Origin of the sequence: Sphingomonas astragali, assembly GCF_051400615.1 — a bacterium.
Classification (GTDB): domain Bacteria; phylum Pseudomonadota; class Alphaproteobacteria; order Sphingomonadales; family Sphingomonadaceae; genus Sphingomonas.
The window spans coordinates 349,783-365,024 of sequence record NZ_JBLFFH010000002.1; the positions used below are offsets into that span (position 1 = coordinate 349,783).

At 67.6% G+C, this 15,242-nt stretch carries 15 protein-coding genes; 5 read left to right on the forward strand and 10 right to left on the reverse strand.

Annotated elements, in window-relative coordinates:
- Positions 1 to 106: 106 nt before the first annotated feature.
- Both kdpA and kdpF read right to left on the reverse strand, forming a co-directional pair.
- A complete protein-coding gene (kdpA, locus tag ACMGER_RS09985) occupies positions 107 to 1,810 on the reverse strand; it encodes a potassium-transporting ATPase subunit KdpA (RefSeq protein WP_436812001.1) in 1,704 nt (567 codons plus the stop codon).
- A 15-nt stretch (positions 1,811 to 1,825) separates the two neighbouring features.
- Positions 1,826 to 1,915: a K(+)-transporting ATPase subunit F gene (kdpF, locus tag ACMGER_RS09990; RefSeq protein WP_233782617.1), complete on the reverse strand. Its 90-nt coding sequence runs from the start codon at positions 1,913 to 1,915 to the stop codon at positions 1,826 to 1,828.
- 253 nt (positions 1,916 to 2,168) lie between these two features.
- Between kdpF and ACMGER_RS09995 the strand changes: the two genes are divergently transcribed.
- Positions 2,169 to 4,838 (forward strand): DUF4118 domain-containing protein, encoded by a 2,670-nt coding sequence (locus ACMGER_RS09995; RefSeq protein WP_436812002.1) that lies wholly within the window; start codon positions 2,169 to 2,171, stop codon positions 4,836 to 4,838.
- A 74-nt stretch (positions 4,839 to 4,912) separates the two neighbouring features.
- Here ACMGER_RS09995 and ACMGER_RS10000 read toward each other — a convergent pair whose 3' ends face one another.
- Positions 4,913 to 5,164, reverse strand: a complete 252-nt coding sequence (locus ACMGER_RS10000) for a hypothetical protein (RefSeq protein WP_436812003.1) — start codon at positions 5,162 to 5,164, stop codon at positions 4,913 to 4,915.
- 152 nt (positions 5,165 to 5,316) lie between these two features.
- On the reverse strand, positions 5,317 to 6,723 hold the full coding sequence (locus ACMGER_RS10005; RefSeq protein ID WP_436812004.1) for a M20/M25/M40 family metallo-hydrolase: 1,407 nt from the start codon (positions 6,721 to 6,723) through the stop codon (positions 5,317 to 5,319).
- 114 nt (positions 6,724 to 6,837) lie between these two features.
- Between ACMGER_RS10005 and ettA the strand changes: the two genes are divergently transcribed.
- Complete coding sequence (gene ettA, locus ACMGER_RS10010) at positions 6,838 to 8,517, forward strand: energy-dependent translational throttle protein EttA (RefSeq protein WP_436812005.1); 1,680 nt, start codon at positions 6,838 to 6,840, stop codon at positions 8,515 to 8,517.
- A 21-nt stretch (positions 8,518 to 8,538) separates the two neighbouring features.
- On the opposite strand, the gene ACMGER_RS10015 is transcribed toward ettA, so the two are convergent.
- From ACMGER_RS10015 to ACMGER_RS10035, 5 genes are all read right to left on the reverse strand, one after another.
- Positions 8,539 to 9,075, reverse strand: coding sequence for a Uma2 family endonuclease (locus ACMGER_RS10015; RefSeq protein ID WP_436812006.1), 537 nt, complete (start codon positions 9,073 to 9,075; stop codon positions 8,539 to 8,541).
- A gap of 82 nt (positions 9,076 to 9,157) precedes the next feature.
- The gene (locus ACMGER_RS10020) at positions 9,158 to 9,445 is read right to left on the reverse strand and encodes an acylphosphatase (protein ID WP_436812007.1); all 288 of its coding nucleotides are present in this window, start codon (positions 9,443 to 9,445) and stop codon (positions 9,158 to 9,160) included.
- A 156-nt stretch (positions 9,446 to 9,601) separates the two neighbouring features.
- Positions 9,602 to 9,985 carry a DoxX family protein gene (locus ACMGER_RS10025; RefSeq protein WP_436812008.1) on the reverse strand — a complete coding sequence of 128 codons (384 nt, stop codon included), beginning with the start codon at positions 9,983 to 9,985 and terminating at the stop codon, positions 9,602 to 9,604.
- Positions 9,986 to 10,135: 150 nt separating this feature from the next.
- Positions 10,136 to 10,612 carry a transcription elongation factor GreB gene (gene greB, locus ACMGER_RS10030; RefSeq protein WP_436812009.1) on the reverse strand — a complete coding sequence of 159 codons (477 nt, stop codon included), beginning with the start codon at positions 10,610 to 10,612 and terminating at the stop codon, positions 10,136 to 10,138.
- 51 nt (positions 10,613 to 10,663) lie between these two features.
- Positions 10,664 to 12,775, reverse strand: coding sequence for a lytic transglycosylase domain-containing protein (locus ACMGER_RS10035; protein ID WP_436812010.1), 2,112 nt, complete (start codon positions 12,773 to 12,775; stop codon positions 10,664 to 10,666).
- Positions 12,776 to 12,839: 64 nt separating this feature from the next.
- Here ACMGER_RS10035 and dapA point away from each other — a divergent pair, with 64 nt between their 5' ends.
- On the forward strand, positions 12,840 to 13,718 hold the full coding sequence (dapA, locus tag ACMGER_RS10040; protein WP_436812855.1) for a 4-hydroxy-tetrahydrodipicolinate synthase: 879 nt from the start codon (positions 12,840 to 12,842) through the stop codon (positions 13,716 to 13,718).
- Here the strand turns inward: dapA and ACMGER_RS10045 are convergent.
- Positions 13,715 to 14,053, reverse strand: coding sequence for a gamma-glutamylcyclotransferase family protein (locus ACMGER_RS10045; RefSeq protein WP_436812011.1), 339 nt, complete (start codon positions 14,051 to 14,053; stop codon positions 13,715 to 13,717). The genes dapA and ACMGER_RS10045 overlap by 4 nt on opposite strands.
- Positions 14,054 to 14,098: 45 nt before the next feature.
- Here ACMGER_RS10045 and smpB point away from each other — a divergent pair, with 45 nt between their 5' ends.
- Together smpB and ACMGER_RS10055 are read left to right on the forward strand one after the other, a co-directional pair.
- Positions 14,099 to 14,581 (forward strand): SsrA-binding protein SmpB, encoded by a 483-nt coding sequence (gene smpB / locus ACMGER_RS10050; protein ID WP_436812012.1) that lies wholly within the window; start codon positions 14,099 to 14,101, stop codon positions 14,579 to 14,581.
- Positions 14,574 to 15,167 (forward strand): DUF2062 domain-containing protein, encoded by a 594-nt coding sequence (locus ACMGER_RS10055; RefSeq protein ID WP_436812013.1) that lies wholly within the window; start codon positions 14,574 to 14,576, stop codon positions 15,165 to 15,167. Before smpB ends, ACMGER_RS10055 begins: the two co-directional genes overlap by 8 nt.
- Positions 15,168 to 15,242 lie beyond the last annotated feature (75 nt).

The following is a 15,242-nucleotide window of genomic DNA, read 5'->3' on the forward strand; positions in this document are numbered from 1 at the left end:
GAGGGCGAATGCCGGCGAGCAGTGAGGTGATCACCCTCATCCTCCCGCCGCTTCGCGGCTCCTTCCCTCTCCCAAAGGGAGAGGGACCGTGGTACCGGGCCGCGCATCAGAAGAGCTGGCCGCGGATCATCGCGAGGTGATCGGCGATGGGTCCGAGCGCGAGGCTGGGGAGGAAGGTGAGGCCGCCGACGATCAGCACGATGCCGACGAGCAGGCCCACCCAGAGCGGTCCGGTGGTCGGGAAGGAGCCGGCGGATTCGGGCGTGTACTTCTTCGCCGCGAGGCTGCCCGCGATGGCGAGCATCGGCACGATGATGAAGAAGCGGCCAATCCACATCGCGACGCCGAGCAGCCCATTGTAATAGGGCGTATTGGCGGTGAGGCCGGCGAAGGCCGAGCCGTTGTTCGCGACGCCCGAGGTGAAGGCGTAGAGGATCTCCGAGAAGCCGTGCGGCCCCTTGTTGAGCGGCCCGGCCAGCCCGGCGTCCAGCACCGACGACAGCGCGGTGAAGCCGAGGATGACGAGCGGCAGCACTGCGATCGCCAGCACGGCGAGCTTGACCTCGCGGCTCTCGATCTTCTTGCCGACATATTCGGGCGTGCGGCCGACCATCAGCCCGGCGACGAACACCGCGAGGATGGCGAACAGCAGGAAGCCGTAGATGCCGGCGCCGACGCCGCCGATCACCACCTCGCCGAGCTGCATGTTGAACAGCGGGATGAGGCCGCCAAGCGCGGTGAAGCTGTCGTGCATCGCGTTGACCGCGCCGCACGAGGCCGCGGTGGTGACGGTGGCGAACAGGGCGCTCGCGGCGATGCCGAAGCGGACTTCCTTGCCCTCCATGTTGCCGCCGGCGACGCCGAGGTTGTGCAGCACGGGATTGCCGACCGCTTCCTGCCAGTAGACCACCGACGCGCCGGCGGTGAACAGGATCAGCATCGCGGCGAGAATCGCCCAGCCCTGGCGGGTGTTGCCCACCGCCTTGCCGAACGTCCAGGTCAGGCCGCTGCCGATCGCGAAGATCGACAGCATCTGGACGAGGTTGGTGAGCGCGTTGGGGTTCTCGAACGGATGCGCGGAGTTGGCGTTGAAGAAGCCGCCGCCGTTGGTGCCGAGCATCTTGATCGCCTCCTGCGAGGCGACGGGCCCGACCAGCAGCGTCTGCTTGGCGCCTTCGAGCGTGGTCGCGTCGATGGTGGCGGCGAAGGTCTGCGGCACGCCGTTCGCGATCAGGAACAACGCGTAGACGATGCAGATCGGCAGCAGCAGGTAGAGCGTCACCCGCGTGCAATCGGCCCAGAAATTGCCGATCGTCGCGGCGCTGCGCCGGGCGAAGCCGCGGAACAGCGCGAAGGCGAGCGCGATGCCGGTCGCCGCCGACAGGAAGTTGTGGATGGTGAGGCCGAGCATCTGGCTCAGGTTCGACATGGTCGATTCGCCGCCGTAGCTCTGCCAATTGGTGTTGGTGGTGAAGCTGGTCGCGGTGTTGAACGCGAGATGCGGCGACAGCCCGGCCAGCCCCTGCTGGTTGAGCGGCAGCACTCCCTGCAGCCGCAGCACCGCATAGGTGAACAGCAGCAGCATCAGGTTGAAGAGCAGCATGTGCAGCGCATAGCGGCGCCAGCTCTGCTCCGCGGTGGGGTCGATGCCGGCAAGCTTGTAGAAGCCGCGCTCGACCGGGCCGAGCACGGCATGGAGCGGCGTGCGGCGCCCTTCGTACAGCGCGAACAGCCACATCCCTATCGGCTTGGCGATAGCGACGACGAGCGCGACGAAGAGGGCGATCAGGAACCAGCCTTGGGCGGTCATGACGACGGCTCCCGGTCAGAAACGCTCGGGCCGCACGAGCGCGACCACGAGGTAGAGGAGGAGACCGAGGGCGGTGAGCCCGGCGAGCGCGAGGTGGACGGTCATCGCGTCACGCCTCGTCGCACAGGCGGGTATAGGCGATCGTCGCCGCGAACAGCCCGCCGACCACGGCGAGCCAGAGCAGGTCCTGCATCGGATGAGTCCCGAAGTGATGCCGTCAGACGGCGACGGCCGGCGGATCACCTAGTGCGACGGGCCGTTAAGGTTCGACGGCGAAAGCACGCGCGCGGCATTAAGAAACCATAAGCATCGATACGGCCGCGTAGCGTTTCAGCCGTCAGGGGGGTAGGAGCGAGCGATGGTGCCGAACGATACCCGTCCATCTCCCGACGCGCTGCTCCGTGCTGCCGCGCGCGAGGAGCGAGGCAAGCTCAAGATCTTCCTCGGCGCGGCGCCCGGGGTCGGCAAGACCTTCGAGATGCTGCGCGAGGGCGCCGAGCGGAAGAAGGCGGGCGCAGACGTGGTCATCGCTGTGGTCGAGACCCACGGCCGCGCCGAGACCGCGGCGCTGCTCGAGCCGTTCGAGGTGATCCCGCGCCGGGTGATCGACTATCAGGGTCACAAGCTCGAGGAGATGGACCTCGATGCGGTGCTCGCGCGGCGCCCGGAGCTCGCGCTCGTCGATGAGTTCGCCCACACCAATGTCGAGGGCAGCCGTCATCCCAAGCGCTGGCAGGACGTCGCGGAGCTGCTCGATGCCGGGGTCGACGTCTACACCACGCTCAACATCCAGCACGTCGAGAGCCTCAACGACGTCGTCGCGAGCTTCACCAAGGTGCGCGTGCGCGAGACCGTACCCGACAGCGTGTTCGAGGGCGCCGAGATCGAGGTGGTCGACCTGCCGCCCGACGAGCTGATCGAGCGGCTGAAGGACGGCAAGGTCTATATCCCGGCCGAGGCAAGCCGTGCCCTCGGCCACTTCTTCTCCAAGGCAAACCTGTCCGCCTTGCGCGAGATGGCACTGCGCCGCGCCGCCCTCAGCGTCGACCAGGCATTGCTGGAGGACCTCGATGCGCGCGCCTTGCCCGGCACCTATGCCGGCGGCGAGCGCGTGCTGGTGGCGGTGAGCGAGCTGCCGGGCTCCGACACGGTCGTTCGTGCGGCCAAGCGGCTTGCGGATGCGCTGCGGGCACCGTGGCAGGCGGTCTATATCGAGACGCCGCGCGCCGACAGTTTCGACGAGGCCGCCAAGCGTCGCATCGCCGACACGCTGCGGCTCGCCGCCAGTCTCGGCGCGACGATCGCGACCGTTCCCGCGGAAAGCGTGATCGAGGGATTGACGCGTCACCTTCAGGGTATGCGCGCGACGCAGCTCGTGCTCGGCAAATCGGTCAGGAGCTGGTGGTTCGAGCTGCGCCATGGATCGGTGGTCAACGCGATGCTGCGTGCCGGCGATGGCCTCGCCGTCCACGTCATTCCGGCACAGGCGGCGGCGCCGAAACCCGGCACCGTGCGGCAGAAGGGCAAATGGGGGCGGGCGCTCGATCATCTCGTCATCATCGGGTTGGTTGCCGCAACCACCTTGCTCGCGCGTGTCACCGAGCCGTTGATCGGGGCAGGCGGCATCGATCTGCTGTATCTGCTGCCGGTACTGTTCGCGTCCGGCCGCTACGGGCTGCGGCCGGGCCTGGTCGCGGGTTTGCTGGCGGGACTGGCCTATAATTTCTTCTTCCTGCCACCGCTCTACACCTTCACCGTCGCCGATCCGCAGAGCGTGCTGACGATGTTCGTGCTGATCGGCATCGGTGCCTTCACCGCCAATCTCGCCGGCCGGCTGAAATCGCGTGCCACGCTGGGAGCGCGCAGCGCCGAGGAGAATGCCGCCGTCGCCTCGTTCGGCCAGACGCTCGCGCGCACCTCTGACTGGGAGGCAACCAGCCGCATCACATGCGAGGAGATCGCGCGGCTGCTCGAAGTCGACGTGGTGCTGCTCAACGAACGCGACGGAGCGCTGGTGCCGGTCGCCGGCTATCCGGGAACGGCCTCGCTGGGGCCGGTCAACCAGGCGGCCGCGGAGTGGAGCTGGAGCCGCGGCGAGCCAGCCGGTGCAGGCACGGCGACGCTCAATGCCGCCGACTGGCAGTTCCATCCGCTCAAGACTGCGCTCGGCGTGCTCGCGGTGATCGGCCTGTCGCGCGAGGACGGGCGCGATCCGGTGGCCGCAGAGCGCGCGGTGCTGCTGTCGACACTGCTCGGCCAGGCGGCGCTGGCGCACGAGCGGCTGAAACTCGAGGACCAGGTCCGCGAGGTGAGCGTGCTCAAGGAGCGCGATCGGCTGCGTGCGGCGCTGCTCTCGTCGATCGGCCATGACTTGCGTACGCCGCTGACGACGGTTGCCGGGACCGTGGAGGCGATCGCCGTTCAACATTCGGACGACCCTAACGTGCCGCTCGCCAAGGCAGAGATCGCGCGGTTGAGGCGCTTCCTCGACAACCTCCTCGACATGGTGCGGATCGATACCGGCGCGCTCAAGCTTGCGCCCGAGCCGACCGATCTCACCGACGCGGTCGGCGGGGCGGTGCATGATCTCAAGGATCTGCTGCGCGGCCGGCATATCGACCTCAAGGTGCCGGCCAACCTGCCGTTCGTGACGGCGGACCCGACCCTGCTCCACCATATCCTCATCAACCTGCTCGCCAATGCCGCGGTACATGGCGGCGACGACGGGACGATCGCGATCGAGGGGCGGCGCACGCCCGATGCGGTGCTGCTGTCGGTGCGCGACCGGGGGCCGGGGCTTCAGGCCGGCAGCGAATCTCGCGTGTTCGAGACCTTCGCGCAGGGCCGCGGCAGCGACCGCCACGGCGGCAGCGGCCTCGGTCTGGCCATCGTCAAGGGCTTTGCCGACGCGATGGGGATCGACGTGAACGCCAGCAACGATCCCGACGGCGGCGCGGTGTTCACCCTGCGCTTCACCGGAATCGCCCTCGCAGGCGCTCCGGTACCGCCGGAGGAAGGACCGGAATGAGAAAGGGCGCTTTCCCTTGGGGAAAGCGCCCTTCCAAAAAAGCCGGTTCCGGACGGGAGCCGCCCGGACGCCGATTACATGGCGTTGGTCGTTGCCGCGTCCTCGACGTTGTCCGCAGCTTCGTGCAGGTTATCGGCGGTGTTCTCGAGAGCCGCCTCGGTGCTCTCGTTGGTCGCGTTGTCGGCCATCGCCTCGAAGTTGTCGGCGGTCGCCTCGATGTTCTCCGAGGCCGCCTCGGCGTTGTTCTCGGCGGGGGTCGACGTGTTGTTGCAGGCGGCCAGAGACATCAGGCCGGCGGCAGCAGCGACAATGAGAACCTTCTTCATCAGTTGCTCCCAAGCAATATGGTTCGCGGCCGGCCCGATTGCCGACGCGAAGCTGCCGCAATAACGGGTGTGGTCGACGCGTCAACGACGAAATTCATGTGACAGCAAGCTTCGGGCGCGAAATTTTGCCCTGCCATGGTACAGAAAAGGCCTTAATTTCCCGATCTGGGCGTAACCGAACCGATCTCTTCGGGAGCGTTGGCGACGATCGCCAGCATCGTCGTCCAGGCGGCGACGTTCTGGCGAAGCTGCTTCGGATCGATGAGGTCGAGCGTGTCCTCGGGCGTATGGTGCCAGTCGAAATAGCGCACGCCCGACTGGTTGAGGTCGACCGCGGCGACGCCGGTGGCGAGGGTCGGGCCGATGTCGGTGCCGTCCCCGCCGACGCCACGGCCGCGGGTGATGCCGAGCGGCGCGAGTGCCGAAGCGAGCCGGTCGGCAACCGGCCCGGCGCTCTCGGGCAGGTTCACTTCGAAGCGCCAGATATTGTCCGCACCAAAGTCGCTCTCGCTGGCGGTGGCGTGTTTCTCCTTGGCATGGGCCTCGGCATAGGCGCGGCCGCCAAAGCCGCCCGGCTCCTCGGCGCCGAACCAGACGACGCGGATGGTGCGCCGCGGTTTCACGCCCGAATCCATGATCCGCTTGGCGGCGGCCGCGGTGATTGCGATCCCCGCGCCGTCGTCGATCGCGCCGGTGCCGAGATCCCAGCTGTCGAGATGCCCGCCGATCAGCACGATGCCGGCGTTGGGGTCGGTTCCTGGCACCTCGGCAATGACGTTGCCTGATTCGGCCTCGCCCGCCATGCGCGGCGTCAGCACCAGCTTCATCGTGACGGGCCCCTTCGCACGGGCGAACATCCGCTCGAGATTCTCGGCATCGGCGACTGACAGCGCCGCGGCCGGGATCGGCGTCACGCCCTCGGCCCAGTTGGTGCCGCCGGTGTGCGGCCCGCGGCCGTGGTCGGTGCCGATCGAGCGGATCACCGTCGCCACCGCGCCCTTGCTCGCAGCGACGCTGGGACCGACGAAGCGCGCCGGGCCATATTGGCCATAGCCCGAGCCGTCCTGGGTCGGCTCCATCTGGTTGGAGATGAAGGCGATCTTGCCCTTGAGGCTGCCGTCGGGTGCGGCGCGCAGGTCGTCGAACGTCCGGAAATAGACGACTTCCGCAGTCAACCCTTCCGGGGGAGTCGCTCCCGACCGGCCGAGCGCGGCGAGCTTCAGCGGCTGCGGGAAGGGCGCGACGATCTCTGCCTTCTCCTCGCCGCGCAGCCACACCGGCATCCGATAGGTCTCGATCCGCACATTCTTGAAGCCGAGCGCCTTCAGCTTGGCGACCGACCAGGCCCGCGCCCGCGCCTCCGCCTCGGTCGCCGCGAGGCGGGGACCGACCTCGGTCGTGATCCCCTCGACGATGTCCCAGGCGACGTCGTCCTTGAGCGCCGCATCGCGCAGCTTGGCGACCGCGGAGTCGGCCGGCGGGGCGATGCGCTGGGCGTCGGCGGGTTGGATGATCAGGGTGGAGGCGGCAACGGCCGCGAGCAGGGACGGAATGCGCATGGGGCGTGTGCTATCGACGTCCGGCGCGTTTGCAAGTGACAAGACGCATCGCTACATCGCGCTACGCATTCCCGACCGCATCACAACCAACTTCCGACGGAGTTCCACGCCGCCATGGCCGCGCAATACGCCTTTGTCATGAAGGACATGACCAAGACCTTTCCCGGCGCTCAGAAGCCGGTGCTCAGCAACATCAACCTGCAATTCTATCAGGACGCCAAGATCGGCATCGTCGGCCCGAACGGCGCCGGCAAGTCGACGCTGATGAAGATCATGGCCGGCATCGACACCGACTATTCGGGCGAGGCGTGGCCGGGCGAGAACATCACCGTCGGCTATCTGCCGCAGGAGCCGCAGCTTGATCCGACCAAGAACGTGCTCGAGAACGTCAAGGACGGCGCGCGCGAAGTGGCCGACATGGTCGACCGCTTCAACGCGATCTCCGCCGAGATGGGCGACCCCAAGGAGGACACCGACTTCGACGCGCTGATGGAGGAGATGGGCGAGCTCCAGGCCAAGATCGACGCGGTCGATGGCTGGACGCTCGACAACCAGCTCGAGATCGCGATGGAGGCGCTGCGCTGCCCGCCGGGCGACTGGTCGGTCGAGAACCTCTCGGGCGGCGAGAAGCGCCGCATCGCGCTCACCCGCCTGCTCATCCAGAAGCCGTCGATCCTGCTGCTCGACGAGCCCACCAACCACCTCGACGCCGAGAGCGTCGAGTGGCTGGAGAACCATCTCAAGGAATATCCGGGGGCGGTGCTGATGATCACCCACGACCGCTATTTCCTCGACAACGTCGTCGGGTGGATCCTCGAGCTCGATCGGGGCAAGTATTTCCCCTACGAGGGCAATTACTCGACCTATCTCGAGAAGAAGGCCAAGCGCCTCGAGCAGGAGGAGCGTGAGGAGTCCGGGCGCCAGAAGGCGATCAAGGACGAACTCGAATGGATTCGGCAGGGCCCGAAGGGCCGCCAGACCAAATCGAAGGCGCGTATCGCCAAGTTCGACCAGCTCGTCGCCGCGCAGGAGAACCGCACGCCCGGCAAGGCGCAGATCGTCATCCAGGTGCCCGAGCGCCTGGGCGGCAAGGTGATCGAGGTCGAGAACGTCTCAAAGGCCTATGGCGACAAGCTGCTGTTCGAGAATCTCTCGTTCACGCTGCCCGCCGGCGGCATCGTCGGGGTGATCGGTCCGAACGGCGCCGGCAAGTCGACGCTGTTCAAGATCATCACCGGCCAGGAGCAGCCCGACAGCGGCAGGATCGAGATGGGATCGACCGTGCGCCTCGGCTATGTCGATCAGAGCCGCGACGATCTCGACCCGTCGAAGAACGTCTGGGAGGAGATTTCGGACGGGCTCGACTATGTGAAGGTCAACGGCCACGACATGTCCACCCGCGCCTATGTCGGGGCGTTCAACTTCAAGGGCCAGGACCAGCAGAAGAACGTCGGCAAACTCTCTGGCGGCGAGCGCAACCGGGTGCACATCGCCAAGATGCTGAAGCGTGGCGGCAACGTGCTGCTGCTCGACGAGCCGACCAACGACCTCGACGTCGAGACGCTGGGTGCGCTCGAGGAAGCGATCGAGAATTTCGCGGGCTGCGCGGTGGTGATCAGCCACGACCGCTTCTTCCTCGACCGCCTCGCCACGCACATCCTCGCGTTCGAAGGCGACAGCCATGTCGAGTGGTTCGAGGGCAATTTCGAGGCCTATGAGGAGGACAAGCGCCGCCGCCTCGGCGATGCCGCCGACCGCCCGACGCGGCTCGCGTACAAGAAGCTGACGCGCTGATGCCCTGAGAGCCGGGCGGCCTCAGCCGAGGCCGCTCGTCTCGATGATCAGGCCGGCGATGGTGGCAGCGCTGATCGGGGCACCGAACGGCATCTCGCGCCGTTCGGTATAGGCTTCGCCTTCCGGCGCCCAGAGCTGATGAATCCGGGCGCTTTTGACGTCGACCACCCAATATTCCGGCACGCTCTCGCGAGCATAGATCTTTGCCTTTCGGCCGAGATCGTTCTTGAGCGTGGCGTCCGCCACCTCGATCACCAGGGTGAGCGAGGCGAGAGGTATCAGGCCCATGCCTTCTGGTTCGCGCGTAACGGCGATGTCGGGCTCGGGCACGTTGTGCGGCGGCATCGCCACCGATCCCTCGACCAACGCTTCCATGGGAGGCGTAAGCGTATCGAGAGCGTCGGCGAGAATCCTGAAAAGCCGCGACTTGATCCGCGCATGGGGGCGATGCTGCGCGTTCATGTATACGATTTCCCCCTCGATCAGCTCGGTCCGGCCATAAGCGTCGAACGCTCCCGCTTCGTCGAGCATGAGGTAATCCTCGACGCGCAGCTTCACCGGCTTCCATTCGGTCGTGAGGGGAATGGCCTCCGTCATGCCAATGAGCTTACCAGCTCGCCCACGCGATTGCCATCGCTCGTCAGGCGGTGAACCGCTTGGTGAATCCCTTGACCGGCCGCTCATGGACCGGATGCACGTCGATGTCGTCGACCCTCGCCAGGCGCGGGCCTTCGCGGCACGCCTCGACGAACACGGCGAGCGCTTCCTCGTCGCCCGCGGCCACGGCCTCGACGCGGCCGTCCGACAGATTGCGCACCCATCCGGTGATGCCCATCGACTGGCCCTTGCGGATCACCCAGTCGCGATAGCCGACCTGCTGCACCCGCCCGCTGATCAGCAGCCGCAGCATTTCCTTTTGCGCTTGCATTCCACTCCCCGTACCGGGGCGGGTCCCGGCGACCAGCCCGAACCCACGCTAATTCAATGATTTCGGCGGGGGAGGGGGACATGCGTCATTTCAGCGCATGTCAGGCAGCACCCGGCGCAAAATGTGACAATACGGCGACAAAACGAGCCGGCCGGGTCAGCCACGCCTGGTCCGCGCCGTGTCGAGCGCCCACGCGCCGCCGCCGGCCGCCGCCAGGAACAGGAAGACGAAGCAGTAGAGCAGGATCGCTTCGCCGCCGTTGACGGACGGAAAGAAGCTCTTGGGCGCATGGACCAGGAAATAGCCGACGGCGGACATGCCGGAGAGCAGGAAGGCCACCGGCCGGGTGAACAGGCCGAGCACGATCAGCGCGCCCCCGACCAGCTCCAGCGTACCGGCCACGTAGAGCAGCGGGTTGAGCGGCATCGGGAACGGCGGGATGCCGAAGAACTTGGAGGTGCCGTGGTGGAGGAAGGCGAGTCCCACCACGATGCGCATGACGCTGAGCAGACGGTCGGACCAGCTTGCGGGGATCGGCATCGGACATCTCCGGATCGTTTCAGATGCGCATCGTCCCACGCGCCCGCGGGCCGGTCAATCGGCCCCGGAGAAACGATCGGTTGCCGGTTCGAGGCGCTCAGTCGCGGACGTGCGAGGAGCGGCGCGGGGCGGCGTCCCCCCGGTCCTTCGTCAGGGATAGGCGATCGCCATCACCTCATATTCACGCTCGCCGGCCGGAAGGGAGACCCGGCGCAGGTCGCCGACCGCGGCACCGCGCAACGCCATGGCCAACGGAGCATTCCAGCCGATACGCCCGGCGCCGGCATCGGCTTCGTCGTCACCAACCAGCGTGAGCGTGCGCTGGTTGTCGTCCTCATCGGCGATGGTGATCGTCGCGCCGAACCACACGCGCCTGCGATCCTCCTGCGCGGCCGGGTCGATCACCTTGGCCGCCTTCATCCGTTTCGAGAGCCAGCCGAGCCGCCGATCGATCTCGCGCAGCCGCTTGCGGCCATAGATGTAATCGCCGTTCTCGGAACGGTCGCCGTTGCCCGCGGCCCAGGCGATCGTCTCGACCAGCTTCGGACGCTCCTCGGCGAAGAGCGCGTCATATTCGGCGCGCAAGGCGGCGAAGCCGGCAGGGGTTATGTAGTTGGGACGATCCATCGATCCGTCACTACGCCATTCCGGACAAGACCGGAATCGCGATGCTCGATCCTAGCCGGGCCGCCGCTTGCCGAGATACCAGCTCAGGTTGTTGGGGCCGCGGCTGCGGGCGTGCTGGGGGTTCATGAGGTCGTAGACCACTGCATTCTCGAGCACGCGCTGGACGTAGTTCTTGGTCTCGTAGATCGGGATCTTCTCGATCCAGTTGACCATGTCGACGCCGGGCGTGCGCGGGTCGCCGTTGGCGGCGAGCCATTTGTTCACGTTGCCGGGTCCGGCGTTGTAGGCGGCCACCGCCAGCGGATAGCTGTTGTAGAGCCGGTACATGCGGTCGAAATAGCTCGACCCCAGCATGATGTTGTAATCGGTGTCGGCGGTGAGCGACGCGGGATTGTAGCTGAGTCCCAGCTTGCCCGCCTGCTCGCGCGCCGTGCCCGGCATGAGCTGGAGCAGCCCGCGCGCGCCGGCGTGGCTGATCGCGGTCTTGTTGAACTGGCTCTCCTGCCGCGCGATCGCATGGACGATCGTCCAATAATCGTTGCTGGCGGCGGGGACGCGGACGCTCGGATAGCCCGCGGCGGTATAGTCGCTGAGCCCGTTCTGCAGCGCTGAACGGCCCACCATCACGCCGAGGTCGGGCCGGTTGATTGCCTTGCTGAGCTCTGCGGCCAGCAGGTGATCGGTGTCGGTAGTGGCGTCTGCGGCGATCTGGCGGATGAAGGCGCTCTGATCCTCCCAGCGGCCGAGCGATCCCAGCAGCCTGGCCGCGCGGACCGTCTCCTTCGCGGCGAAGGCGGAGCGGGTATCGGGCGCGACGTTGACCGTGGCGATCGGTGCCGGCGCCCGCAACGCCCGGCCCAGCCGCTCGGCGGCGAGCTGACCATAGAAGAGGTCGGAATAGCCGGCGGCGCGGGTATAGAAGTCGTTCGCGCGCGGATCGCCGGCGGCCTCGGCGGCGCGGCCGGCCCAATAGAGACCCTTGGACTGGGTCGTCGGGCTCTTCGAGCCGAGCGAGTAGCGCTCGAACATCGCGATCGCGTCGCGCGGACGGCCGAGGTTCTGCATCGCCGCGGTGCCGGCAAGCCATACCAGGCTGGTGTAATCGTCGCGCTCGCCCAGCGACTTGCTGCTGACGTCGGTCTGCGGCGGATAGGCGTCGTCGACCTGACGGGCGATATCATAGGCGGTCTGGTATTGACGGTCGGCATAGGCGCCGCGCGCGTTGGTCAGCAGCACCTCGTACCATTTCTCGGGATGGGTCGGCAGGACCCTGAGCTGGTGCGGCCGGGCGAGCTGGGCGCGGGCGGTCGGGCTCGCATTGTTGTTGCGATACCAGGTCGCACGGTCGGCGAGGAAGCCGGCGTCGTTCAGCGCCGAAGCCTCGACCGCGGCGCCGCGCGCCATCGCGTCCGGCGCGTCGGTGCGATAGGCGAGCCGCGCGGCGAAGATCGCCTGCCGCGCCGGCGAGGTGTAAGGGAGCTGACGCTGCGCCGCGCTGGTCGCGCCCTGCCACAGCAGCATGTCCATCCGCGCGTCCTGGTCGTCGGGACCGAAGCTGCCGGCGAACTGGCCGAGCAGCAGCGATTCGTCCGCCGGGCGCAGCACGCCCTTGCGCCACGCCTTGCGCGCCTGCTCGGCGGCACGGTCGCGCTGGCCGATCGCTGCGAGCGCCATGGCGTAACGGACGTGACCCGCGCCGGTCAGCGGCGGGAAGCGATCGAAGAAGCGGACGGTGAGGCTCGGCGAATCCTGCCCGGCCGAGGTCTCCGCCGCGGCGCGTCGGCTGGTCTCGCCAGGCCAGCCGGGGTGTGCGAGCAGGAAATTGGCATAGGTCGAGAAACCGAGATTGTCCGACTGCTGGAGCATCTTCCACTGATCGATCGCCGAGAGCAGCGCCGCGGAGGAGGAACCGCCCGTCGAGGCGTAGCTTTGCGTCGGATAGCTCGGCGTCACCGTTGGAGTCGGCGTCGGAGCGGGGGTGCCGTAGACCTGCGAGGGAAGCAGCTGCCGCGGCGCCGACGCTGGCGTCGAGCCGGTGTTGAACTGCGGCGGCAGGAGCTGTTGCGGAACGGCACGCTGATGGAGGCCGGCGGCGACTGCCCCTCCCGATACGCACGCAAGCAACAACGCGCTCTTGGATACCCACCCGAGCATACTGGACATGATACGGAATCCCAACGTATCTGCCACCCCACAATTCATCGCTCGAAGGCTGTTCACCGCAAAAATGTTCTCCGGCTCGATTCCTGCACTGGTGACGCCGTTCCTGGGCGGCGCTTTCGACGAAGCGGCTTATCGCACGCTGGTTGAATGGCAGATTGCCGAAGGGTCCTCGGCGCTCGTGCCGTGCGGCACTACCGGCGAGGCGGCGACGATGCCGATGGACGAGCATTTCCGCGTCGTCGGCATCTGCGTCGAGGCGGCGAGGGGCCGCGTGCCGGTGATCGCTGGCGCGGGATCCAACGACACGCGCGTCGCGATCGCCAACATCCGGGCGGCGAAGGAGGCCGGCGCCGACGCGGCGCTGATGGTGCCGCCCTATTACAACCGGCCGAACCAGGACGGCATCTTCCGTCATTTCGAGGCGGTGACGGCCGCCTGCGACCTGCCGATCGTGCTCTACAACGTGCCGGGCCGCACCGTGACCGACATCAAGCCCGAGACGGTAGCGCGGCTTCGGGGTGCCTTCCCGAGCATCGTCGGCATCAAGGACGCGACCGGCGACATGCCGCGCGTGTCGCAGCACCGCGCCTCATGCGGGCCGGACTTCGCCCAGCTTTCGGGCAATGACGACATGGCGATCGCGTTCAACGCGACCGGCGGGCGGGGGTGCATCTCGGTCACCGCCAACGTCGCGCCGCGGCTGTGCGCCGAGTTCCAGGCGGCGACGCTCGCCGGCGATTATGCCAAGGCGCTCGCGCTCCACGACCGGCTGTTCCCGCTTCATGCCGCGCTGTTCAGCGACGCGTCGCCGGGGCCGGTCAAATATGCGCTCAATCGCGTGAAGCCGGAGATTTCGGCCGAGCTGCGCCTGCCGATGACCCCGCCGTCGGACGCGAGCCGCAAGGCCGTCGACGCGGCGCTGGGGTTCGCCGGGCTGGTCTAGCCGACGTAGACGAACGCGCGGCGGCCTGAGAGCAGCGTCACCTCGACGCGGCGATAGTCCGCCACCTCATAGGCGTCGGCGCGGGGCAGGTCGTCCGGGCCGATCGCCAATGCCTGGCCCTCGACCATGTCCGCCGCGGCGCCCGTCTCGCGCAGGATCGGGTGCTCGGCGAGGCCGCTGGTGCGCACCACGCCTGGATCGCCGATCGCCAGCATCTCGATGCGGTAGCCGGGCAGGACATCGGGTGCGGCGGCGAGCTCGCGGCCGAATACCGCCTGCTGCACCTCCGCCTGGCGCAGCGTACCATAGGAGAACAGCCAGATCGTCCCGTCCATCGCACCTTTCCTTCGCGCCCTCATCCGCCTACATCGCCCGGCCTTATGGCCCGTCCCCGCCCCGATACGTTCGACAAGAGGAAGATCGTCGCCGAGAACCGGCGCGCGCGCTTCGAATATTTCATCGAGGACGTGTACGAGGCCGGCCTTGCCCTGACCGGCACCGAGGTCAAGTCCCTGCGCTTCGGCGAAGGCTCGATCGCCGAGGCCTATGCCGAGATCCGCGACGAGCAGGCGTGGCTGGTCAACGCCAACATCCCCGAGTTCAGCCACGGCAACCGCTTCAACCACCAGCCGAAGCGGCCCCGTAAATTGCTCCTTCATGAGCGCGAGATAAACCGCCTCCATGGTGCGGTGGCGCGCGAGGGAATGACCCTTGTGCCGCTCAGCATCTACTTTAACAGCCGGGGGCGGGCGAAGGTCGAGCTCGCGCTCGCCAAAGGCAAGAAGGCGCATGACAAGCGCGATACGATCCGGGAACGGGACTGGAAGCGAGAGCAGGGAAGGCTCCTGCGCGAGCGTGGCTGAGCCCCCCTCGGACAAGCCGCGCAAGGACTGGCTCGCCCGCTGGATCGGGCGCCACCTGCCGACGCGCGAACAGCTCGAGCGGAGCCGGCTGCTGCGTCCCGTCGCCCATCGCGTGCTCGCCCCCGCGCTGTGGCGCTTCACCCGGCGATCGGTGCCGCGCGGCACCGCGCTGGGGCTGTTCGTCGGCATCTTCCTGATGATTCCGGGGCTGCAGATCGCCGGCGCGGCGCTGCTGGCGCTGCCGTTCCGCGCCAACGTGCCGATCGCGGTGGCGATGACGTTCCTCAGCAACCCGGCGACGACGCCGCTCATCCTCTATGCGTCGGTCTATATCGGCAATCTGCTGCTCGGCCGCACCGCCGACGCGTCGGGGTTCATGGCGCTCGTCAACGCCCATGCCGGCCTCTCCGAATGGACCGCCTGGCTGTTGTCGGAAGCCGCGCCGGCGCTGCTGCTCGGGCTGAGCGCGATCGCCGGCGGCTGCGCGCTGCTCGGCTATGCCGCCGCCGCGCTCGGCTGGCGCTGGTGGATCGCGCACAAGTGGCGCCGGCGCCACGGCACGCGCACTTCCGCCTTAACGCGTTGACGGGCCGTATCGCCGGGGTAAGACAGTAGCCATTCGTCCGGGAGGGGGCTTCCGGACCGTCCTGTCTTCCGCACG

Coding starts and splice junctions, on each gene's coding strand:
- kdpA (WP_436812001.1), bottom strand. CDS start 1,810: ATGACCGCCCAAGGCTGGTTCCTGATCGCCCTCTTCGTCGCGCTCGTC.
- kdpF (WP_233782617.1), bottom strand. CDS start 1,915: ATGACCGTCCACCTCGCGCTCGCCGGGCTCACCGCCCTCGGTCTCCTC.
- ACMGER_RS09995 (WP_436812002.1), top strand. CDS start 2,169: ATGGTGCCGAACGATACCCGTCCATCTCCCGACGCGCTGCTCCGTGCT.
- ACMGER_RS10000 (WP_436812003.1), bottom strand. CDS start 5,164: ATGAAGAAGGTTCTCATTGTCGCTGCTGCCGCCGGCCTGATGTCTCTG.
- ACMGER_RS10005 (WP_436812004.1), bottom strand. CDS start 6,723: ATGCGCATTCCGTCCCTGCTCGCGGCCGTTGCCGCCTCCACCCTGATC.
- ettA (WP_436812005.1), top strand. CDS start 6,838: ATGGCCGCGCAATACGCCTTTGTCATGAAGGACATGACCAAGACCTTT.
- ACMGER_RS10020 (WP_436812007.1), bottom strand. CDS start 9,445: ATGCAAGCGCAAAAGGAAATGCTGCGGCTGCTGATCAGCGGGCGGGTG.
- ACMGER_RS10025 (WP_436812008.1), bottom strand. CDS start 9,985: ATGCCGATCCCCGCAAGCTGGTCCGACCGTCTGCTCAGCGTCATGCGC.
- greB (WP_436812009.1), bottom strand. CDS start 10,612: ATGGATCGTCCCAACTACATAACCCCTGCCGGCTTCGCCGCCTTGCGC.
- ACMGER_RS10035 (WP_436812010.1), bottom strand. CDS start 12,775: ATGTCCAGTATGCTCGGGTGGGTATCCAAGAGCGCGTTGTTGCTTGCG.
- dapA (WP_436812855.1), top strand. CDS start 12,840: ATGTTCTCCGGCTCGATTCCTGCACTGGTGACGCCGTTCCTGGGCGGC.
- ACMGER_RS10045 (WP_436812011.1), bottom strand. CDS start 14,053: ATGGACGGGACGATCTGGCTGTTCTCCTATGGTACGCTGCGCCAGGCG.
- smpB (WP_436812012.1), top strand. CDS start 14,099: ATGGCCCGTCCCCGCCCCGATACGTTCGACAAGAGGAAGATCGTCGCC.